This is a genomic window from Gardnerella bivia, assembly GCF_049262715.1.
In the GTDB taxonomy this organism is placed as follows: Bacteria; Actinomycetota; Actinomycetes; order Actinomycetales; family Bifidobacteriaceae; genus Bifidobacterium; species Bifidobacterium vaginale_A.
Genome location: NZ_CP058399.1, coordinates 202,868 through 225,750 on the forward strand (window position 1 = coordinate 202,868; position 22,883 = coordinate 225,750).

Sequence of the window (22,883 nt, forward strand, 5' to 3'; positions counted from 1 at the left end):
CTCAGATCACCTCCGGGGCGAGGGACACAATCTTCATGAAGCGCTTATCACGCAATTCACGACCGACTGGTCCAAAGATACGAGTGCCTTTTGGTTCACGGCCAGAGCCGAGAATGACGGCGGCGTTCTCGTCGAACTTAATATAGGAACCATCTATACGACGATGTTCCTTGACAGTACGGACGACGACAGCTTTAACTACGTCGCCTTTCTTAACCGACCCGCCAGGGATCGCGTCCTTGACGGAGGCGACGATGATGTCGCCGATGCCGGCATAGCGTCGCTTCGATCCACCGAGCACGCGGATGGCAAGTAATTCCTTAGCACCCGTGTTGTCGGCGACATGAAGCCGCGTTTCCTGCTGAATCATTGATTCTCCTTAGCCGAGCTGGTTCTCCCCACTCACCCGTGAATATTCATAAGAATAAACACGGGTGAAGTGCGGAGCCTTGCCGAACTTGTTTACTTGGCGCGCTCGATAATAGATTCGAGACGCCAGCACTTGGTCTTGCTCACGTGCCGAGTTTCCATAATACTCACGAGGTCGCCAACATGTGCCTCGTTGTGTTCATCATGGGCTTTGACCTTGCTGGTGGAACGAACAACCTTACCGTAAAGTGGGTGGGTTGAACGCTGTTCCAACTCGACAGTAATCGTCTTGTCCATGGCTTCGGACACGACGTAGCCGCGACGAACCTTGCGGAAGTTGCGCTCTTGGTTCTCAGCCATGCTTACTTCTCCTTGACCTCAGTCACGCTTGGCTCTTGGCTAATGCCGAGTTCACGCTCACGTAGGACAGTATACATCCTAGCAATGTCGTGCTTGACAGCCTTGAGGCGAGCGGTGTTTTCAAGTTGACCTGTTGCTGCTTGGAAGCGCAAGTTAAAAAGCTCTTCCTTTGACTTCTTCAAGAAGCCTTCAATTTCAGCATTGGTCTTCTCGTTCAAATTCTTGATGGTGTAGTCTGCAGTTCCGACTGGCATCAGATGTCACCGCCTTCACGCGCAATAACACGGCATTTCATAGGGAGCTTATCGATGGCGCGGCGCAAAGCCTCGCGAGCGATGTCCTCAGAAACACCACCGATTTCAAACATTACACGTCCTGGGTGGATATTTGCAATCCAGAATTCTGGAGCGCCCTTACCTGAACCCATTCGTGCACCAAGCGGATGCTTGGTCAATGGACGATCTGGGAAGACCGTAATCCACACACGACCGCCACGCTTAATGTAACGAGTCATGGCAATACGGGCTGCCTCGATCTGACGGTTAGTGATGTACGCCGGAGCAAGCGCCTGAATACCGAAATCACCAAAAGCAATTGCGGTACCACCCTTAGACATGCCGCTTCGGGTAGGACGGTGCTGCTTGCGATATTTTGTCCTCTTTGGGATAAGCATCTGCTCACTCCTTCGTTTCCGTTGCGGCAGGTGCTTCAGCAGCTACAGCTTCAGCTGGCTTTTCAGCCTGTGCTTCAGTCGCTTTCTGCTGGTTAGCAGAGCGAGAACCACGACGTGTGCGGCGTTCTCCACCACGACGTCCTTCACGCTTACCCTGCTGAGCCTGCTGCTCTTCGAACTCACGCTCAGTCATATCACCCTTGTAAATCCAGACTTTTACGCCAATACGGCCGTAAGTAGTCTTAGCTTCAAAGAAGCCGTAATCAATAAGGGCGCGAAGTGTCTGCAGTGGAACACGACCCTCACGGTAAAACTCAGAACGGCTCATTTCCGCGCCACCAAGGCGACCGGAAAGCTTAATACGGATACCTTTTGCACCAGCGCGCATAGCATCCTGCTGTGCCTTACGCATAGCACGACGGAATGTAACGCGGTTTGTCAACTGTTCCGCAATACCCTGAGCAACCAATTGAGCGTCGAGTGCAGCATTCTTCACTTCGAAGATATTAAGCTGTACTTGCTTGCCCGTGAGCTTCTCTAGCTTTGCACGAACGCGCTCAGCTTCTGCACCACGACGACCGATAACGATACCTGGACGAGCAGTGTGAATATCCACACGCACTCTGTCACGAGTACGCTCGATAACGATACGAGAAACTCCTGCACGTTCGAGATCATGGCTCATTTCCTTGCGAATCTTGTCATCCTCAAGAACGAAGTCACGGTAACGCTCGCCGGATTTAGTAGAATCGGAGAACCACTTAGAACGATGATTCTCGGTAATGCCCAGGCGATAGCCGAAAGGATTGATCTTCTGACCCATCTTTAGCGATCCCCTTCCTTAAGCGAGACGATAACAGTGATATGGCTTGTGCGCTTGTTAATGCGCGCAGCGCGACCTTGTGCACGAGCACGGAAACGCTTAAGCGTTACGCCCTCATCCACATAAGTTTCCTTGATGACCAAGTCCTGCTCACGGAATGGTTCTCCAGCTTTCTCAGCCTTAACGCGAGCATTAGCGATCGCGCTTTCAAGAACCTTACGCACCGGCAAAGATGCGTCCTGAGGAGCAAACTTCAAAATGGTAATAGCTTCGCTTGCACGCTTGCCTCGGATGAGGTCGACCATGCGGCGAGCCTTGCGCGGCGTCACGCGTACGTGACGAGCGATTGCTTTAGCTTCCATGTGTCCTACTCTCCTTTAGCGGCGTGCTTTCTTGTCGTCCTTCACATGACCTTTGAAAGTCTTGGTCGGGGCGAACTCACCGAGCTTATGACCAACCATTGCTTCGGTAACGAATACCGGCACATGCTTACGGCCATCATGTACAGCAAAGGTGTGTCCAATGAAATCAGGAGTGATCATCGAACGGCGAGACCACGTCTTAATAACGTTGTGAGTACCCTTGTCGTTTTGCTCGTCGACTTTTTTCTGTAAGTGGGCGTCGACGAAGGGGCCCTTCTTGATGCTACGAGTCATCTATTCGACACTCCCTTACTTACGGTTCTTACCATTAGGGCGACGACGAACAATCATCTTGTTCGAAGCCTTCTTTGGACGACGTGTACGAACCTCACCCTTACCCCATGGAGATACTGGTGGCTTACCACCACGAGTACGACCACCATGTGGATGGTCAACAGGGTTCATAGATTCGCCTCGTGTAATTGGTCTACGACCAAGCCAACGTGCACGGCCAGCTTTACCAAGCTCAACGTTAGCGTGATCGGAGTTACCGACTTCGCCAACCGTAGCGCGGCAACGAGCGTCCACGTTACGAATTTCGCCAGATGGCATACGTAACTGAGCGTAAGCACCATCTTTAGCTACGAGCTGAACGGCTGCACCAGCGGAACGGGCAATCTTTGCACCACCAAGTGGACGAAGTTCGATTGCGTGAACCACAGTACCTGTTGGGATGTTCTTCAAAGGCAGGTTGTTTCCTGGCTTAATATCAGCCTGAGCACCAGTCTCAATAACATCGCCTTGTGCGATACCTTCAGGAGCAATAATGTAACGCTTCTCACCGTCTGCATAGTGAAGCAGAGCGATACGAGCGGAGCGGTTAGGGTCATACTCAATATGAGCGACCTTTGCTGGAACGCCATCTTTATCCCAACGCTTAAAATCAATGAGACGATACTGACGCTTGTGACCACCACCGCGATGGCGAGAAGTCATGCGGCCGTAAGAGTTACGACCACCAGTTTTACTAAGTTTGCGTACCAACGATTTTTCAGGCGTAGAGCGCGTGATTTCGGAAAAGTCCGAAACCGATGCGTTACGACGGCCTGCAGTCGTCGGCTTATAAACGCGGATAGCCATAATATAGTCTTCCTTTAACTTTTCTCGGCTAGCCTTCAGTTACCAAAGATATCAATCGTCTGACCTGCAGCCACTGTGACAATAGCGCGCTTTTGATTCACACGACGACCGAAGCCTGTGCGAGAACGCTTGCGCTTGCCTGCGCGGTTCAAAGTGTTGACGTTTGTAACTTTGACTTTGAAGATTTCTTCAACAGCCTGCTTGATCTGAACTTTGTTTGCATCTGGAGCAACTACAAAAGTGTACTGTCCACGATCAGATGCAGCGTAACTTTTTTCAGAAACAACTGGCTTCAAAATGACGTCATGTGCTGGGTTATGGACTGCGACCATTTAAATCAGGCCTCCTTAACGACAGGCTCAGTCTTAGCAGCAACGAAGGAATCGAAACCTTCCTTGGTGAAGACTACATACTGAGCTGTGATGACATCATAGGTGTTGAGCTGATCAGCGAAGATCGGATGCACCGTTGGAATATTACGTACAGACATCCACTCATTGATGTTTTCACGAGAAAGCACAACAGTGGTGAATTGATTCTGCGTAACTGGTGTAAGTGCAGCAACAGCGCACTTAGTAGATGGAACATCTTTGATGCCTAAATCTACGATTGCAACGCGTGCAGCATTAGCGCGATCCGAAAGAGCATAACGAAGAGCAGCAGCCTTCATCTTCTTTGGAGTACGCTGATCATAGCTACGAGGAACTGGACCATGCACAACGCCACCATGTACCCACTGTGGAGCACGGATAGAACCTTGACGAGCGCGACCAGTACCCTTTTGTTTCCATGGCTTCTTACCACCACCGGAAACGTTAGCGCGATTCTTTACTGCATGAGTGCCCTGACGAGCTGCAGCGAGCTGTGCAATAACGACCTGGTGAACCAATGGGCCATGAGCTAAAACGTCTTCATTGGAGATACCGAAAATCTCGGCAGGAGCTTCAACAGTTCCGTTAGCTTTACCCTGGTTATCAGTGACGTTCAGAGTTACGTTTGCCATAATTATCAGGCTCCCTTCACTGCCGAACGGACGAGAACGATAGCGCCCTTAGGTCCTGGAATAGCACCCTTAATAGCGAGAATGCCGTTCTCGACATCCGAAGAAACGATGGTGAGGTTGAGCGCTGTAGAAGTCACATGACCCATGCGACCTGCCATACGCTTGCCCTTCAAAATACGGCTTGGAGTTGCACATGCACCCACAGAACCTGGGCGACGTTCATTCTTGTGCGAGCCGTGAGTACGGCGATAAGACTTGAAGCCCCAACGCTTAATAGTACCAGCGAAGCCCTTACCCTTGGTTGTGCCGGTAACATCCACTTCAGAACCTTCAGCAAAAAGCTCAGCGGTCAATTCTTGACCTGGCTTGTATTCTGCTGCATTATCTGTACGCACCTCAGCGAGATGACGACGTGGAGTAACACCAGCTTTAGCAAAGTGACCAGCCAATGGCTTAGTTACCTTTGTAGGATCAATCTGGCCATAACCGAGCTGAACAGCATTATAGCCATCAGTTTCTTCGGTCTTAACAGCAGTTACTACGTTAGTAGCAACTTCAACCAGAGTTACGGGGACAAAAAGGCCGTTTTCATCCCAAACCTGCGACATACCCAGCTTGCGACCGAGCAGTGCAGTGCGATTCTTATTCTGCGACATTATTTTCTCCCCCTTCCTACAGCTTAATCTCAATATTTACATCCGCAGGCAGGTCAATGTGCATCAAAGAATCCACAGCCTTTGGCGTTGGATCAACGATGTCAATAAGACGCTTATGAGTACGCATCTCGAAATGCTCGCGAGAATCCTTATATTTGTGAGGAGAACGGATAACAACAAATACGTTCTTCTCGGTCGGCAGAGGAACCGGACCCACCACTGTGGCGCCCGCGTTCGTCACCGTCTCGACGATTTTCTTCGCCGATTGGTCGATGACCTCATGGTCATAGGACTTAAGCCTGATGCGGATTTTCTGTCCCGCCATTGCCGTCCGCCCTTTCTAGCGATTCGTTTACTGTTTACCAACCTGTATTAAAGGACACCGGCGAGAATAGACACTTATAGCCATTCCACATCAGTGCGCAGCACCAAAAAGCCCAAAAAATGAACATTCTTGTTTCTGCGCTCGCTTTTTTTGATTCAATATGCGAGCCTAAAAAACAGGCAACTGTCTAATTAAACCATTCACTATGGATTAAGAAAAACCGGGCGTGTCGGTGATTTTCCTATAAAAAATGGCAAAAACTACACCTAGTGCAGCTCCTGCCATTTTTAACTAAATATGTAATTGTGTTAGTAACACTAACAAATTACTATGCTATAAAATTTTTAATTTTTGAAAAATACTACTTTAATTTTTAGAAATACTACTAAAGATCGAAATCCTTATAAATCTCTAAAATCTCCAAACACTATAAACGTCCTAATGTCCTAACGCCCTAACGCTTGAAAAGATACTCAAGTCTTAACGCTTCTCACGTTTTAACGCTTAAAACGCTATAAACTCCCTAGCATCTTAACGCTTCTCACGCTCCAAACGCATACGATGCCCTTCTTCTTGAGAAACACCATAATAAGCAGCAACAGCAATATCCTTCATATCTTCAATTTGCGGAATACGAGGATTTGCAGGAGCACATTGATCTTCATAAGCTCGCATACCAATATGGTCAAGCAAAGACCAATAATATTCTTCATCAACACCACAATCTTTGAAAGAAGAATCCATTCCAAGAAGATTATCGCGATAATTTTCAACAGCTTTCGCTAAGTTTTCAACACCCTCTTCAGGAGTCTTACCAGGATCAACCCCAATATTCTTAGCAAGTTGTTGATAACGCTCAACAGCAACATAACGATTATACTTTGGCCAGCTAGTAGGCTCCATAGGTATCTGACCATTATAACGAATCACATAAGGCAACAAAATTGCGTTAGTTCGACCGTGAGCCACGTGACATAAAGCACCGATCGTGTGAGCCATTGCATGGCACATTCCAAGGAAAGCTGAACCAAATGCCATTCCTGCCATAGTAGCAGCATTGTGCATCTTCTCTTGAGCTTCAATCTTACGCTCAGAATCTTCACAATTAACGGAATCATTTAGATTTTCCCAAATCAACTTTGCTGCATGCAAAGCCATAGCATCTGTAAAATCATTTGCATATACTGAAGCAAAAGCTTCCATAGAATGAGTCAAAGCATCAAATCCAGAATCACAAGCTAACTTACGAGGCTGAGTGCGAGCTAAAACAGGATCTACAATTGCAACAGACGGAGTCAATGCATAATCAGTAACAGGATACTTATACCCAGTTTTATGGTCTGTAATAACAGCGAATGGCGTAACTTCTGAACCAGTTCCAGAAGATGTAGGGATACAAATCAAGCAAGCCTTCTCTCCCAACGGTGGGATCTTGAAAGCACGCTTACGAATATCAAAGAATTTTTCACGCAAATCTGCGAAAGAAATCTCAGGATGCTCGTAAAGAAGCCACATAATTTTTGCAGCATCCATTGGAGAACCGCCGCCAACAGCAATAATCGTATCCGGCTGGAACTCTTCACGCATCATTTCTGCACCGCGCTCAACTGTTTCAACACTTGGCTCCGGCTCAACATAATCAATAATACGGAAAGTAACTCGATTAGATCTAGCGCGAAGCTGATCTATAATTTTATCCACAACACCAAGCTGTTCCATTACTTTGTCGCACACAATAACAGCACGCTCAATGCCATACATATCGCGCAAGTAGCGGACAGCATTAGGCTCAAAATATGTTTTAGCTGGAACTTTAAACCACTGCATGTTGTTATTCCTTCGTGCAATACGCTTTATATTTATAAGATCTACAGCCTGAACATTTCCAGAAACAGAATTTCCACCATAAGATCCGCATCCCAAAGTAAGAGATGGAGCAATTGAATTATAAATATCTCCAACTCCACCCAGAGATCCTGGAGAATTCCAAATAATTCTGCACGCATGCATGCGAACGCCATATTCTCGAGCAAGTTGTTGATTATTCGTATGAATCACAGCTGTATGACCTGCTCCATGTACAAGCATTTGCTCACACATCTTAAAGCCATGCTCTTTATTTTCAGATTTTAATATTGCGTGAACAGGAGCTAACTTTTCCATAGTTAAAGGCTCCATCTCGCCAACTTCTTTACACTCTGCAACAATAATTACAGCATCTTCAGGGATTTCAAAACCAGCCTCATGAGCAATATATTGAGGTGACTTTCCTGGAACAACAGAGTTAAGTTTCGGAGTATTTCCAGAATAAGAAGTGCATCCAAACATATATTTCTCTAATTTGGCTTTTTCTTCATCATTTACGAAATAAGCTTTACGGCGCTTAAGCTCTTTAACGAGCGAATCATAAATATCTTTATCTGCTATAATCGCCTGCTCAGTAGCACAAATCATTCCATAATCGAAATGCTTTGAAAGTACCAAATCATTTGCAGCGCGCGCAATATCAACATCGCTGTCAACATACGCTGGAGCATTACCAGCTCCAACTCCAAGCGCAGGCTTACCAGACGAATAAGCAGCTTTAACCATTCCCGGACCGCCTGTAGCTAGAATAGTTGCAATATCTGGATGCTTCATTAAAGCTCCAGTTGCTTCAATAGAAGGGTTTTCAATCCATTGAATGCAATTTTCAGGCGCTCCAGCAGCAACAGCAGCATCACGAACAATACGTGCAGCTTCAGAAGAACACTTCTGCGCAAAAGGATGGAATCCAAATATTATTGGGCAACGAGTTTTAAGTGCAATAAGGGACTTAAAAATTGCAGTTGACGTTGGGTTGGTTACTGGTGTAACACCTGCAACAATTCCTACAGGCTCAGCAATCTCGTCAATACCCATAACGTCATCTTCATTTATAATTCCAACAGTTTTTTGACCTGCTAAATAATGCGTTATATGCTCACAAGCAAAAATATTTTTAGTTGCTTTATCTTCTACTAAACCACGACCAGTTTCATCAACTGCCATTTTTGCCAAGAACAAATGCTTATTTAATGCAGCTACAGAGGCCTTTGCAACGATTCTATCTACTTGAGCTTGATTTAATTTCTCATATTCATCTAAAGCTTTCTTTGCTTTAACAACGAGATCATTTACTTCTTTTTCGGCGCTAAGAGTTTTATTATCCACAGTTTCCTGTTCCTCGCGTTTAGACTCTTCTTTTGAATTAACGCCATTATTACTAACATTTTTATCTGTGACAGCTTTATTCGTTGCCTCAGCCATTAGGTCCTCCTTGATCATCATATTCACAAACGTTCATACGACTTTTGTTATCTACAAAAGTGACATAGCTAACAATTTACTTGAGTTACTGTACTATTCGAATTTTGTAGCGAGTTGCGCTATTTATGATTGAGGATTATCATCTATTGTTCATTATTTGTTAATATTTGTTATTTATTTTGTGCGATTTTATGATGGATTTTCTAAAATGTTAGATTTATTCTATTTTTGCGAACTATTTATAACATTGCAATAATCGTGAATTGCCTATAATTAGCCCATAACTAGCCTATAATCATTCTTAATTTCGATTTATTATAAATCAATTACCTTTTTGCTCAAAAGCACACTAGCGCAGCAAAAAAACGGCCCCCAGACGAATCTGAGAGCCGAATAAAAATATATTTCCGCGAAACTTAACGCTTCGAGAACTGAGGTGCACGGCGTGCCTTGTGCAAACCAGCCTTCTTGCGCTCAACAACACGAGCGTCACGAGTCAAGAAGCCAGCTTTCTTCAAAGCAACACGATTTGCATCGCGATCAATAGCGTTCAATGCACGAGCTACACCCAAACGAATAGCACCAGCCTGACCAGTAGTACCGCCGCCGTCAACTAGAACGACAACGTCAAACTTTCCTTCAAGCTTAAGCAACACGATAGGAGAATTCACTTCACGCTGCAATAAGCGAGATGGGAAATACTCTTCCAACGTGCGCCCATTGATAGTCCACTTGCCAGTGCCAGGAACCAAACGAACACGAGCAACAGCCTCTTTACGACGACCAGTACCATATCCTGGCTCAATCGCAGAAGTACCAGTACCTGCACCAGAATTAGTTTCAGTGGTGTAGTTGGTCAGTTCTTCTTCGTTCTCGAGAACCGCGGAGTTGTTGTTATCTACCATAATCATATTCTCCTTACGATTCACTTAGCCTGCTGAGAAACCTTAGAGATCTCAAAGACCTGTGGTTTCTGTGATATGTGCGGATGTTCAGCACCAACGAATACACGAAGGCGATCGAGTTGCACTTTAGCAAGACGATTCTTTGGAAGCATGCCCTTGACTGCAGACATAATGATGCGCTTTGGATTTTTCTCCAAAAGCTCAGCATAGCTGTCGCGGCGAAGACCACCTGGACGACCAGAGTGGGAATAAAGTTCCTTGCTCAACTTGTTTCCAGTCAAAGCAATCTTCTCAGCGTTAATAATAATAACGTGATTGCCTGAATCAGCATGAGGGGCAAACGTAGGCTTATTTTTACCACGCAATAAAATGGCTACCTGAGTGGCCAAACGACCGAGCACCACATCAGTGGCGTCGACAATATACCAGTCATGAGTCAAATCTGCTGGTTTCGGTGTGAAAGTCTTCACAATCGTACCTTTTCTCTATTGTGTTTCGAGCTTCACTTTCATTAGATGAACGTAATTTATAACAATCACCTTGTGAAAGTTTATTGCTCATAATCCGTGGGCTCCCTGAAAGTCCTCGATGGCGAGTGGGAAAAGCGCTTTGAAGGACCCCTTAGGGAAACACAACAATCTGCAAGTATATCGCCAGCTAAAGACTATAACAAATCTTCTTGTTTAGAAGATATTTATAGACTATATCCAGCGCACATTTTGCACAAACTACAAATGTCATACTAAAAATTCATATATTCACATCCAAGTATTTAAGCACCCAAACACTTAAGCTCCAAAGCACCCAAGCGCCCAAGCACTTAAACACTTAATTTAATTTTATGATTCGTATACAAATTTTTAAGCATTCATGATTTTTGCAAGCGATTGCACTCTAGGCAAATCAAAAAGATTGTCTAGTGACACTGGATTTCCGTCACCATCTGCTAACGGAATACGCCAATTCGGATACTCATCACTTGTTCCAGGCTGATTTTGAGAACGACGCTCACCAGTAGCGTCCACAATTGAAGCAGCCAACAATCTAGATGGAGCAGCTTTCAAAGCACGATACAGCGCTTCAACAATATCTTGCTCATGTTCAGACTCATTCTCAGCAATCTTCTTATCTAAGAATCCACCTTCAATAAGCATCTTCAACATAGCATTATGCTCTGCAACAGCACCTGCACGGAAATCTTCTACAGATCCTGTAAGCAAATGCAAACGCTCACGAATATCAACATGCTCATAGCGCAAATATCCAGCTGCTGGCGGCAAATCATGAGTATTTACAGACGCTAGTGTCATCTCACGCCACTTACTTGGATTGCGGAACACGCCATCTCGAGCTTCAAACCATTCAACTGTGCAACCAAGCACAGCCTTTTTAGCTAAAACTTCAATTGCGTTAGAAGGAAGTACGCCAAGATCTTCACCGACTACTACTCCGCCAGCACGAGTCGCTTCTATAGCTAAAATACCAAGCATAATATCCGCGTCATAGTACACATAAGCACCATTCTTAGGCGTAGAATTTTCAGGAATCCACCACAAACGGAACAATCCTAAAATGTGATCTATTCGCACAGCACCTGCAGAAGCAAACATGCCGTGAACCATATCCCTGTAAACCTTGAATCCAGTACGCTCAAGCTCTAACGGATGCAAAGGTGGCTGAGACCAATTCTGACCATTCTGATTAAAGTAATCTGGTGGTGCACCTACGCAAGCGCCATGCGCAAAACGCTCTGGATTCCACCAAACTTCAGAACCTGCTGGATGCACTCCAACTGCCATATCAGACATAATTCCAATACGCATACCAGCTTTTCTAGCAGCAACTTGAGCATCATGCAATTGTGTGAAGGCAACCCACTCAAGCCAACGATAGAATTCTAAAGTATCTGGGAAACGCTCTGCTAAATCACGAATTTCTTTAGAATCTTTATTTAAGCAAGATTCCCAATCATCTTTACCTTTAGGAGCTCCCCACTTGTCGTAGCACAAGCACCAAGTCGCATAGCTCTCAAGTCGTTCGCCATAAGCACGCTTAAAATCTTCAAAATCTTTCGCGCGCGTTTCACTAAGCCCAGATTTGAAAATAATCCACAGTGCATGCATTTTTACACGCCACATTGAATCTCTGTCAATAATTTGCGAATCGTTATTTAACGGCTCTACTTGAGAATGCAATTGGCTAATAGTATTCTTATCTGACTCATCTAAAGAATCATACTCAGGAATACTTTCTGGATGTATATAAGTCACATTCAGCATCGATCTTGCAATAGGCAAATAAGGCGATGGAGTTAATGGAGCAACCGGCTCGCTCGCATGCAAAGGATTTACCAATACGAAATCAGCGCCAGTCTTTTCCTTAGCTTCAACCAGTAATTTAGCTAAATCTGCATAATCGCCAACACCCCAAGACTTAGAGGAGCGAATCGAATAAAGCTGAGCCATCCATCCCCAGATTTGCTTTCCATCAGATTCAATAGAATCTAACGTTTCAATGCGTTCTGGAGCGCTAATTAACGTAGACTCTTCCGTGCGATCAGCTACAGAGATTCTAAGAGTGTGATATCCCATAGGCAAATCAGCTGGAATCTTTAATAACGATGTAGCAACAAACGTACCATTCACAGGGAAAGCAACATCATTGTTATTAGGTTCGATTGATAATTCACTTTTATACTGTTCGCCATTTTCTAAGATAATTTGAGCAGTTGGATATTCTAAAATACCCGTATTTATTTTTACAGTGTCTTCTTTACCAACAATATGCAACACAGTTGGCGCAACAAGACGAGTATGACGTTCAGATAAAATATTCTTAATAGAAGTATCAATAGCTTCATCATCATGTGCGTCAACGCCTAAAGCATCTAGAACTGATTTCAATACGTCATCATCAGTATTATGCTCTACGCCGTCAGCGCCCACGAAATGAATACCAATACCCATCAACTCAGCAAGTTGAGTAAGAGGCAACACTGACACTTCTTCTTCTACTTTATTGTTCATATTTTCCATCGTTATCTGTGAGGAGAGTATTTACATCGCACTATTTTACAAAGCAACTTTTACAAATAGGTTACATTTTAAAATAGTTTGATTTTAAATTTTCAAATAAGTAACTTTTACAAATCGCAAAATAAGTAACTTCTACAAAACTACTTTTGTAATTTGCTTACATTTTTTACAATCTGACTATATTTTTAGATTTATTACATTGTTGCATTTTTATATTTATTACATTTTAGACTTGCAACGACTTTTTGCAGCTAAAGCAACGTCAATAGCTTTGTCATTACACAAATCTAAAAGCGTTTTTTGCGAAACACCAGGATTAAGAGCAACTGCCCTCCTAACCATTGCAGCTAGGACCACTGGCGCATCCTCAATAGACGAAACTCCAAGAGATGCAAGATAATCTAAAGTCGAAGCACTAACTCCTTCAGTTTGCGCACCTTCAAGCCTCATTTTCCACGATGCTTTAGGATTGCATAGAGCAGCATCACGGACTTTTGCACAAGTATCTTTAGTAAGACGACCAACTAACCAATTCTTCACATTATGATTTTGTGCAACAGCGAAACGCACTTCATCTGACTTATCTTCAGAAAGTTTTACCAAAATGTTTGGGAATGGCATTGTACTAGCTAATTTTATACGATCTTCTTCAGGCGTATTAGCATTCCCTGCAACAGCTTCAAGAAGTGCTGTTGCACGAGAAAAATCTGCTTGATTGCTTCGATCAGGCAATTGCCTAGTAGCAAACTCATGAAGCTCTTGCGAATTTTGCGAATGTCGAAGATGCTCATAAACTGCCGTCAATGGCTCGTAATCACTGCTATTAGTATTAGACATTGCATCTTTAGCAACAGCATCATCACTCTCATCGTCAACATGAGAATCCTTATTATCTAGCTTAGAATCCATTGTTATTCACCGCCTTTTATAAAACTAGAGCACAAATTATAAATTCATTAACTCAAGAATTCATTGTAACTTCATTAGCAAATCAGCCGATACTTCAACACGCTTAGCAATAGATATGTATAAATGAAACGCAAAAGAATGCTGTAACGAAATCCATGATGTAACGAAGTGCATTTCAAACACGAAACATACTGAAACACGAAACATAAACTAGAAAACTAATTCTAGAAAACTAATTCTAGAAAACTAACACTATGAAATACTATTAGCATCTCCTAGTTGTTCAAGTAAAATAGCATCAGAAAAAGCATTTCTCACACTTATCGCAAATTCTTCAATATTTTTCGTTGGAATCAGCATATTTATACGTATGAATTCACCATATTCTTCCCTCTCAACTACCCCATCATACTTGCTTAGAATATTCTTAAACATGCGCAATTGTTGATAAGAAATATTGCACATAACTCTTTTACATTCAACGATATCTCTAATATTCGCACAAGAAATCGCACTTGCAGCAGACCTAGAATAAGCTCTTATAAGTCCTCCAGATCCAAGTAAAATTCCGCCAAAATATCTTGTTACTGTTACAACAGTGTCAGTCAAATTAGAGGAACGAATAACATCAAGAATAGGTTTTCCTGCAGTTCCAGAAGGCTCACCATCGTCACTCATTCTTTCAGATAAGCATCCATTTTTATCTCCACATATAGCAGCATAAGCTACATGACGAGCTTTAGGATGTTGCATCCTCACAGATTGCACAAATAACATTGCTTCATCTAAATTAGATACATGACAAGCATTTGCTATAAATTCAGATTTCTTGTCTATCAAAGAATCATGAGCCGGAGATTGTGGCGTATCAATCACTGTGCGCATAATATTCATAAAATTTAAAAATCAGATTAAAAGTCGTGTTAAATTCTTAAAAAATATTTGTTTACACATTATAAAATAAAGTTTTCAAGATTTATCGTATTTCATTAGACGATCCACAACTTTAATAACTTCACTAGTTTTCTTATCTAATAGCTCTGCATTATCGCTATAAGACACATCTTCTAAACATTCGCTTATTTGAGCGCGAGCAACTAATACAGCTACAGATCTCAACGCTGCTGTTGTAGCTGAAAGTTGCATCAAAACATCAGTACAATATGCGTCATTTTCAATCATATTTTCTATAGCTTGAACCTGACCACAAATGCGATGCAAGCGAATCATCATTTTACTTTTGTCAATATTGTACTCGCTCATATAAGACTCCAACATTTAGTAAATGTGAAACAAATAAATGACATCTTCATAAGAAATCAACACAACATTTTCACCGTACCACTTTTTACTAGCTAAACCAAGACTTTTTATATAAGATACTTATAAACGAATTTATAAATATTCTTACACAACACCACAAAATAACAACAAATTTCCAACAAATACAAACAATTTTACATTAAAATACAACAGAATACTTATATAACACAACAAATTTTTCTATTATTTTAATGTAACAAATTATAAAATTATTTATTCATATCAATTCCTCTCTTATTTTCAAAAAGTATTTGAAAAACAATACTCTCTAGTAAATTAGTAAAATTTATGGAGTTTGCTCCTTCATATTGAAATAGCAAAACAATTGCTGCTAACGGATTTAATCCGACACAATATGATTCATATATGAAGAAGCAAACTCACACTCTATATAATTTTTATCTACAGATAAATATCAGCACATTTTATAATGACGCAATCTTAAGATTCTTCTCATATTTCTGCGCTTCTCATCTGCATTAAATTTGCTTAACAATAAAACTAAAGATAACATCAATACAGTTGACATCATAATCACAACAACGCTTAAAGACGAACCTGTATGAGCTAAAGAAGAATTACTCTTATCTAGTTCATTTTCATATGATGAATCGTCAGAATAAGCATCTTTATCATTAGATTTAAACGAAATCTGCTTAGTTTTATCTAAATTCTTCACTAATTTTGATTTTTCACTCGCTTCACCAAAAGAACTATTTTGCAATATAGAATTCAAAAGATGAATGTTACGACTAAACACATCTAATGAAGAATCAGTATCACTAATCTTATTTTCTTTCTTGTCTACATTGTTATTATGATCAACAATATTTGCAATATCTTTTACTGTTACAGTCTTACCTTTATCTTTATCTGAACCAATCACATTAACTGTTGTTGTAGAACCACCGTTATTTTCTGATGTAGATCCAGTATCCGTATTTTCAGATGACCCTTCACCTTTATTTCCTTCACCAGACTTTTTATCACCTTTAGAATCATGCACATCAGTTGAACCTGTAGTTTTATTAGGATCAGTTGTGTTAGCTTGCGGATTCTTCTTATCTTGACCCTTAGATCCACCATTCTCAGATCCATTATTCTTATTGTCACCTGTGCTCACAGATCCACCAGATGGATTAGTGCTTCCAGAAGAAGGATTATTTGTAGTTACTCCAGAAGAACCAGGCTTAACACCAGCATTTCCACCATTTACAGTGCTACCACTAGATGTATCTCCAGTACTTCCAGTTGCTCCACCAGTTGCACCTCCAGTTGCTCCACCAGTTGCACCTCCAGTTGTTCCACCAGTTGAATTACCAGTTCCAGTTGTAGAACCAGAAACAACACCAGTTCCACCAGTAGTCACACCACTAGAAGAACCTCCAGTATTCGTAGAACCAGAAACGCTTCCACTTCCACTTACAGAACCACTTCCGCTTGTAGAACCAGGCTTCGAAGGATTATTCTCTTTACCAGAAGGATTATTCACAACTGTTACGCTTCCAGAATCAGGATTATTCACAATTGTCACATTTCCAGATTCATGCTCTTTTTCTTTACTAGGATCATTATTTTCAGGCTTTTTAACATGAGGCTCTCCATTATTCCTACCTCGAACTATTGGTTTCCCACTTGAATCAAAAAGCTCTGCTTTCCAATAAACTAATCCTTCACGAGATGCGCGAGCTTGAGGACTTACAACAGTAATACTTCCACCTTTTTTAATATGTTCAACAGCTTCTTTAGGTATATTTACTCTACGATGATCGAGAATCACTGTATCAGAATCACTATGAGCACCATCAACTGCATCCCAAGCTGTAAATTCAACATAAGATCCTTCAGGCAAAGGTTCTGAAATGAACACTGTATCGCGAATTGGTTCTCCAACAGAGTGAGTTTTATTGTCTAACTTACTACCAATTTGATCAGAAACAACATGTACAGTTTCATTTTCTACGCCGAGAGCATGAGAAGCCAAAGGCTTACCTCTTGAATCATATAATTCTGCTTTCCAATAAACAGTAGCACCGTGCGAAACCGATACGCTTACAGAATCAACATCAATTTGAGTTTTTGAACTATTATCAGCTTGCTCATCAGTTATATTCACACGATTTTGCTTAACAATTCGCTCACCTTTATCTATCATCAATTGCTTAACTGTATCTGATTTGCTTTCTGAATTAGAATCAAGTGAAACAGTATTTACAACTTTATTATCTTTACTAGAACCATTAGGATTAGATCCAGATGAATTCGTACTCTCACTACCTTTTTGCACAGTAGGATCTACAACATTGGCATGAGAATACGCATTAAATAGCACATAACTTCCTCTTGGAACATTGCCAACGATGTGAGCAGTATCATGGAATTTCTCTCCTGCAACAATCATACTAGAACTCACATCAGTAGTAATAGAAGCAGGATTGAGTTCTTCTTGACTAACAGGTTCCACAAGCGTTCTATTCCAAACATCATCGTAATCAGATGTAAACGCTCTAGCTCTAGAAGATCCAGGGAAACTATATACAAATACATACCATCCAGAATTACTTATTTTATTTGCTTGAATGTTTATAATATCTTTAATAACTTCACCTGGTTTATTTTTATCCAACTCTTCAGCAGACCTAAATCTGATCTTTCCACCACCAATTGTGTAAACACCATTTTTAGCAGGAACTTCCCAATCAGCAATCAAATGATGATGGCTATCTTCTTTAGGTTCAGCTTTTTTAGATTCTCCTTCAGCTCCAGGGCGATACTTATCATTTGCGCCACGCACAAGATTATCACCGCCGTCACCAGCCCACCACACTCGTATGTGAGCTTTAGCGTCACTATTGAAACCATATTCTTCGTTGCCAGAAAAATCACCATAATCCTTAGGTAAACCGCCAACGCTAACAGTTCCAACAATATCTTCACCTAATCCAACAACATTCTGTTTTACAACAGAATCATGGAATATTTTTGCTTTACCTTGATGTACAGCAGAATATACAGATCCGCCAAGTCCATCAATATAATCACCTGTAAACCAATCTAATTTATTTTTATTTTCTTCATCGCTTTTCGCTGGATCTTTTTGATCGCTTAAAGATATCACCCAAACCCAAGATCCAAACATTCCAGCATCGTTCTCATCTACTTTATAGCGTGGTGCTTCATCCAACTCTTTAGATGTAAGATCACCATTAGCTTTCTTTGCAACAACCGCTATTTTTTGACGAGCATTAGTAAAGTTAGCTTCTGCTGCAGCAACCTGACGTAAAGATCCCGTCCCTCTTAATCTATTGACATAGTTAGATGCAGTTTCATCTTTTTCAGGCTTAAACTGTTTCAGAATGTTCTTGCTATCACCTACAAAGTAGTAGCCTTTTGCAAGCACATTCATACCTTCAATCCAATCATCAAAGCCTAAAGTAGACAAAGAAACATTATTTACAACTAAATCGCCAACATGCAATTCTTTTGTCAACATTTCAGAAGAAAGTTTTACAATAAGATGCTTTTGAACATCGAATTCAACAGATTTTTTTTCGACCCAGTTGTATCCACCATAACGAATTACATCTTGTCCTGAAGATTCCCATCTCTCTAAATAAGGCTCTTCAATATACACTTTGAAATTAGCTTTTCCATCGCCATCTGCTGTCCAAGGAAGCGATATCTCATCATCTTTAGAAGTACCTTCAAATGTTTGTGTATTACCGTAATCAAAATGAACAAGTTTATTCGTAGATTCAATCTTAAAATGAGCACCATCAACATAACGTGTTCCATAACGATTATTAAGAACAGCAACTTTCAAAACACCAGCTCTTTTACCGTTTGTGTAATGATTTTCTATTCTAATGTCTTCTGCTACTTTTTGCTCAGCATATTCCCACAAATTGTTTGCTTGCTTCATTAAATCTGAATTACTGATTTCAACAAAACCTAAACCTTTATATTTGTCCCATAAATCAGGGTTCACATCAAAACGATTATGTATTTCATAAGCTATACTTCCTTGAGTTTCAACACTCATGTCATTTCTATAGTATTGAATTAACTTTGCAATAGTAGTTGCATATCTTGTGTAACTTGGAACAGTTACCCACTTCCCGTCATACAATTTATAAGGACTACCAATTTCAATGCAATAAACAGGTTTATAATCGACTTTATCTATAACGCCAATAATACTTGCATTTTCTGAGACAGTTAAGCCATTATAAGATCCTGATTTAATTGTATAACTCGGATATTTATCATTAGCAAAAGCAGTTCTAAATCCCATAACACTAACTAAAATAAATGCAAATGCTACTAAGAGAGAACATAAATGAACCCACCTAGTATACACATTTATTGCATTCTTTCTTATACTATGCTTCCCCATAAGAAACTCCTTAACCCAACCCTTAAGCGATAGCACTCTACTATCACCTTGAGCAAAATTGCTCATGAAATAACTATGAACGCAAGATTTAAATATGTAAATAAAAAATCATCAATGTGGTCAGAAGTTCAAAACATATGAAAACTATAAAATCATTCACATAAGTTATACACATTTGCATGAAATTAGAAAATAATTAGAAAATAAGGGTTATTTCCCAAAATAATTAAATAAAATTTGTAAAAAATTGGACTATAGGTCTTTTAACCTATAACCGGACATTGCAAGGGTTTTCAGCACGAAAAAAGGGCTTCTAGCGATTGGCTAGAAACCCTAAACGCGGAGTCAGAGAGATTCGAACTCTCGAGCCGCTTGCGCAACTAACACCTTAGCAGGGTGCCCCTATCGGCCACTCAGGCATGACTCCAGTTGCTTTACCATTCGATAACGCAACGAGTTGCTACTATATCACCCCTTGCGGACTGTAAAAAGTCAACAACGACACACCAACATAATTTTTACCATCATGCAGGTTGGTGATCTCCAGAAAAAGTTATGAATACTGCAAACATAACCAATCCCATACCAATTACGTCAATCCACGTTGGTATTTCGCCAAAACCAATACCAACAATAGCTGCAATTGCAGGATACAATGCTTGCATAACTGAATATTTTGCTGATGTTACGCGCTTTAATAAAACTTGATCCAATAAAGTAGGGAAAAACGATGCGCAAGTAGCGATTACAATCATCAATGCTATAAGTTTCAATGCGCCAAACGATCCAATTGCCCAAGTTGCGCCCGGTTTAGGCCATATAACATGACAAACTGCAGGAATAGCCAAAACTGTTGATTGCAATAACCAACCTATTAAAGTAGCAACACTAACTCTATCAATTGCATTCTTGCCCTTAGCCATAGCTCGACCTGAAACAATATATAATCCCCACATTGAGCCACCTATGAGAATTGCAATCAAACCAGTAAGAAAATGAGGGCTAGAACCATCTTTCATAGACGTTACAGCGAGCAAAGTTATGCCACAAGCAGCAATAACAATTCCAATTCTTTCACGCCAAGTTCTTCCTGTTATAACAGCAACAAGCAGCGGACCAACGAATTCAATGGTGACAGCAACTCCAACAGCCATACAGCTTATTGCAACATAAAACATAGTGTTCATTAAAACTAGTGAGACACCTAACGCAACAACAATTCCCCACTGTTTTAAAGTTTTTGGCAGAAATTGCCGCTTTTTGCGAGAAAAAGGACGTCTCCAAGCAAGAAGAAACAGCGTCATAAAACCAACGCGATACCACACTGCATACAACGGATCCAATTGACTAAAAGCCACTTTTGCAACCGATGTTGCAACATAAACCATTGTTGCTTCAAAAATTATAATCAATATAACTGGCATGCGGTTAAGAAGGTTCACCAAGAATTGTTTCATACTGATAACAGTACACGAAGTTAATACTTATTTATTACACAAAACTTTGTTAAATGATTTTATTACATTCATATAGCAATGAATATAGCAATGAATATAGATTGAAACTTTCGAACAAATTGTAAGAACTTCGTAACAAAAAATTCTTTTTATAATATTAAAAAATTGAAAATCGTTAAATTCCCAACGAAATGACTTCAACACGCTGATAAAATAAAAAGATGCAATAATCGAACACTTGTTCTATCATTGCATTATGAGTACCGCACCAAGAGTATCTGCAGCAAAGCGTGATTGGGGGCACGACACCTCTAACTGCAACATACTTCATATTGATATGGATGCTTTTTATGCATCTATTGAGATTGCGCGGCACCCAGAACTGAAAGGAAAACCTGTAATAGTTGGGGATGGTCCACGTTCTGTAGTTTCAGCGGCAAGCTATGAAGCACGAGCGTACGGCGTTAATTCAGCAATGCCAACAGCTAAAGCACGTAGGCTATGTCCAGACGGCATTTTTCTTCCAGTTGACATGGAATATTATCAGTTTATTTCAAGCAGAATTTTTGACGAAATTTTCTGCAAGATTACTGATCAGATAGAGAAAGTTTCAATCGATGAATGTTATATGGACGTACATTCAGCAATGCTTCGCTGGAGTACGCCTATAGAAATAGGAAGGTGGATACGAAATGAAACTGAGAGCAGATTTCATTTAACTTGTTCAATAGGTATTGCGTCAAATAAGCTTATTGCAAAAATGGCTTCAACGAACGCAAAACCTGACGGAATGCTATTGATTCCTGAAAATCAAAATGCAAATTTTGTATCAATTATGCCTTTGAGAGCCATACCAGGAATTGGTTCATCAATATCTCGTTCATTAAAAGCATGGGGTATTAACGACATCTATTCTCTGCGCACGGTTAGCGAAGAAACTCTTCAGCGTATAACTGGTTCTTATAGTTCAGCGCACATGCTATATCAATCAGCACACGGAATTGACGAACGACAGATAGTCAATAATGCTACAGAAAAATCAATTGGTACAGAAAGAACTTTTGATTATGACACTACTGACATTGAAGAAGTAAGTAAACTTCTTAGATACTGTTGCAATGAAGTAGCAAGATCACTTAGAAAACACGAATTAGTGGCATATACAGTAACACTTAAGCTACGATTCGGTAATTTGCATTACGTGACTCGTTCGCGAACTATGCGAAACGCAACAGATGTTGCATATGAGTTATATAAGCAAGTAACAGAGCTACTTAATGCAATAAACCCACAAATAAAAAACACAGCATTTGACGCTACTGACGTTTCTCAACATGTACCTTCTTACTCGTCACGCGAAAAGAATAGTAGAGAAACTCAATATAAAGAAATTACGTCAAAAGAAAAAGAAGGAGAACAACTAAATGACTATAAAAGTGAAGATGAGCTGAAAAGCAAAAGAAATAAATCAAAAACGCGATTATTAAGTCCAATTCGGCTCGCGGGAGTAAGTGTTAGCAATTTGAGGAAGGGCAAGCACACCCCCATTCAGCCGTCAATAGACGACATATATGAAAAAGAAAACCGCGAGCCGACTTTTAATAACAACGCTCAAACAAGGGATAACTATGCCCACAGTTCCAATTTGAATAAAAATAAATCCACTAGAAAGGTATCAATAACATTACACAGCTCAACAAACGCCACAAATACAAGCAATACAGCAAGCACAAATAATGCTACAGATACAAGATGCAATTCTGATACGAAAAGCAATTACAATACAAATAATGCCACCAAAACATACGGCAAAACTGGTACAAGTTGCGCACGTAAAATAAGCAACTCAAATAAATTAA

At 40.9% G+C, this 22,883-nt stretch carries 21 protein-coding genes, 1 tRNA gene and 1 pseudogene; 1 reads left to right on the forward strand and 22 read right to left on the reverse strand.

The genetic code is table 11. The annotated features are described in order from the left end of the window. Position 1: 1 nt before the first annotated feature. The 22 genes from rplN to HXT27_RS01120 form a co-directional block, all read right to left on the reverse strand. A complete protein-coding gene (gene rplN, locus HXT27_RS01015) occupies positions 2–370 on the reverse strand; it encodes a 50S ribosomal protein L14 (RefSeq protein ID WP_075523712.1) in 369 nt (122 codons plus the stop codon). Between the two features lie 92 nt (positions 371–462). After that, a complete protein-coding gene (gene rpsQ, locus HXT27_RS01020; protein WP_075523713.1) occupies positions 463–729 on the reverse strand; it encodes a 30S ribosomal protein S17 in 267 nt (88 codons plus the stop codon). Between the two features lie 2 nt (positions 730–731). Beyond that, positions 732–983, reverse strand: a complete 252-nt coding sequence (gene rpmC / locus HXT27_RS01025; RefSeq protein ID WP_075523714.1) for a 50S ribosomal protein L29 — start codon at positions 981–983, stop codon at positions 732–734. Further along, positions 983–1,402 (reverse strand): 50S ribosomal protein L16, encoded by a 420-nt coding sequence (gene rplP, locus HXT27_RS01030; RefSeq protein WP_075523715.1) that lies wholly within the window; start codon positions 1,400–1,402, stop codon positions 983–985. Before rplP ends, rpmC begins: the two co-directional genes overlap by 1 nt. A 4-nt stretch (positions 1,403–1,406) precedes the next feature. Next, positions 1,407–2,225, reverse strand: coding sequence for a 30S ribosomal protein S3 (gene rpsC, locus HXT27_RS01035; RefSeq protein WP_075523716.1), 819 nt, complete (start codon positions 2,223–2,225; stop codon positions 1,407–1,409). Positions 2,226–2,227: 2 nt separating this feature from the next. Further along, positions 2,228–2,587 (reverse strand): 50S ribosomal protein L22, encoded by a 360-nt coding sequence (gene rplV, locus HXT27_RS01040; protein ID WP_004114358.1) that lies wholly within the window; start codon positions 2,585–2,587, stop codon positions 2,228–2,230. Positions 2,588–2,602: 15 nt separating this feature from the next. Further along, positions 2,603–2,881, reverse strand: a complete 279-nt coding sequence (gene rpsS, locus HXT27_RS01045) for a 30S ribosomal protein S19 (protein ID WP_004114357.1) — start codon at positions 2,879–2,881, stop codon at positions 2,603–2,605. A 15-nt stretch (positions 2,882–2,896) separates the two neighbouring features. Then, entirely contained in the window at positions 2,897–3,727 is an 831-nt protein-coding gene (gene rplB, locus HXT27_RS01050) for a 50S ribosomal protein L2 (protein WP_075523717.1), read from the reverse strand. A 35-nt stretch (positions 3,728–3,762) separates the two neighbouring features. Continuing rightward, the gene (gene rplW / locus HXT27_RS01055) at positions 3,763–4,059 is read right to left on the reverse strand and encodes a 50S ribosomal protein L23 (RefSeq protein WP_075523718.1); all 297 of its coding nucleotides are present in this window, start codon (positions 4,057–4,059) and stop codon (positions 3,763–3,765) included. Between the two features lie 5 nt (positions 4,060–4,064). Then, positions 4,065–4,730 carry a 50S ribosomal protein L4 gene (rplD, locus tag HXT27_RS01060; RefSeq protein ID WP_103043473.1) on the reverse strand — a complete coding sequence of 222 codons (666 nt, stop codon included), beginning with the start codon at positions 4,728–4,730 and terminating at the stop codon, positions 4,065–4,067. Between the two features lie 5 nt (positions 4,731–4,735). Further along, the gene (rplC, locus tag HXT27_RS01065; RefSeq protein WP_075523720.1) at positions 4,736–5,386 is read right to left on the reverse strand and encodes a 50S ribosomal protein L3; all 651 of its coding nucleotides are present in this window, start codon (positions 5,384–5,386) and stop codon (positions 4,736–4,738) included. A gap of 16 nt (positions 5,387–5,402) precedes the next feature. Then, complete coding sequence (gene rpsJ / locus HXT27_RS01070; RefSeq protein ID WP_003808013.1) at positions 5,403–5,711, reverse strand: 30S ribosomal protein S10; 309 nt, start codon at positions 5,709–5,711, stop codon at positions 5,403–5,405. Between the two features lie 531 nt (positions 5,712–6,242). Then, entirely contained in the window at positions 6,243–9,017 is a 2,775-nt protein-coding gene (gene adhE, locus HXT27_RS01075; protein WP_103043542.1) for a bifunctional acetaldehyde-CoA/alcohol dehydrogenase, read from the reverse strand. 398 nt (positions 9,018–9,415) lie between these two features. Then, positions 9,416–9,904 (reverse strand): 30S ribosomal protein S9, encoded by a 489-nt coding sequence (gene rpsI, locus HXT27_RS01080; RefSeq protein ID WP_075523721.1) that lies wholly within the window; start codon positions 9,902–9,904, stop codon positions 9,416–9,418. Positions 9,905–9,924: 20 nt separating this feature from the next. Further along, positions 9,925–10,374 (reverse strand): 50S ribosomal protein L13, encoded by a 450-nt coding sequence (rplM, locus tag HXT27_RS01085; protein ID WP_075523722.1) that lies wholly within the window; start codon positions 10,372–10,374, stop codon positions 9,925–9,927. A gap of 390 nt (positions 10,375–10,764) precedes the next feature. Next, positions 10,765–12,930: a 4-alpha-glucanotransferase gene (gene malQ, locus HXT27_RS01090; RefSeq protein WP_199172745.1), complete on the reverse strand. Its 2,166-nt coding sequence runs from the start codon at positions 12,928–12,930 to the stop codon at positions 10,765–10,767. A 228-nt stretch (positions 12,931–13,158) separates the two neighbouring features. Further along, positions 13,159–13,776 (reverse strand): AbrB family transcriptional regulator, encoded by a 618-nt coding sequence (locus HXT27_RS01095; protein WP_103043541.1) that lies wholly within the window; start codon positions 13,774–13,776, stop codon positions 13,159–13,161. Positions 13,777–14,100: 324 nt separating this feature from the next. Next, positions 14,101–14,742 carry a YigZ family protein gene (locus tag HXT27_RS01100; RefSeq protein ID WP_103043470.1) on the reverse strand — a complete coding sequence of 214 codons (642 nt, stop codon included), beginning with the start codon at positions 14,740–14,742 and terminating at the stop codon, positions 14,101–14,103. 75 nt (positions 14,743–14,817) lie between these two features. Beyond that, complete coding sequence (locus HXT27_RS01105) at positions 14,818–15,111, reverse strand: metal-sensitive transcriptional regulator (RefSeq protein ID WP_075523726.1); 294 nt, start codon at positions 15,109–15,111, stop codon at positions 14,818–14,820. 475 nt (positions 15,112–15,586) lie between these two features. Then, positions 15,587–19,567, reverse strand: a complete 3,981-nt coding sequence (locus HXT27_RS01110) for a hypothetical protein (RefSeq protein WP_103043469.1) — start codon at positions 19,565–19,567, stop codon at positions 15,587–15,589. Positions 19,568–19,907: 340 nt separating this feature from the next. Continuing rightward, a tRNA-Ser gene (locus HXT27_RS01115) sits at positions 19,908–19,994 on the reverse strand. Positions 19,995–20,091: 97 nt separating this feature from the next. Beyond that, positions 20,092–21,024, reverse strand: a complete 933-nt coding sequence (locus HXT27_RS01120; RefSeq protein WP_103043468.1) for an EamA family transporter — start codon at positions 21,022–21,024, stop codon at positions 20,092–20,094. A 256-nt stretch (positions 21,025–21,280) separates the two neighbouring features. On the opposite strand from HXT27_RS01120, the pseudogene dinB reads away from it, so the two are divergent. Next, positions 21,281–22,354: pseudogene (gene dinB / locus HXT27_RS01125) on the forward strand (DNA polymerase IV); the annotation flags it as partial. Positions 22,355–22,883: the final 529 nt, after the last annotated feature.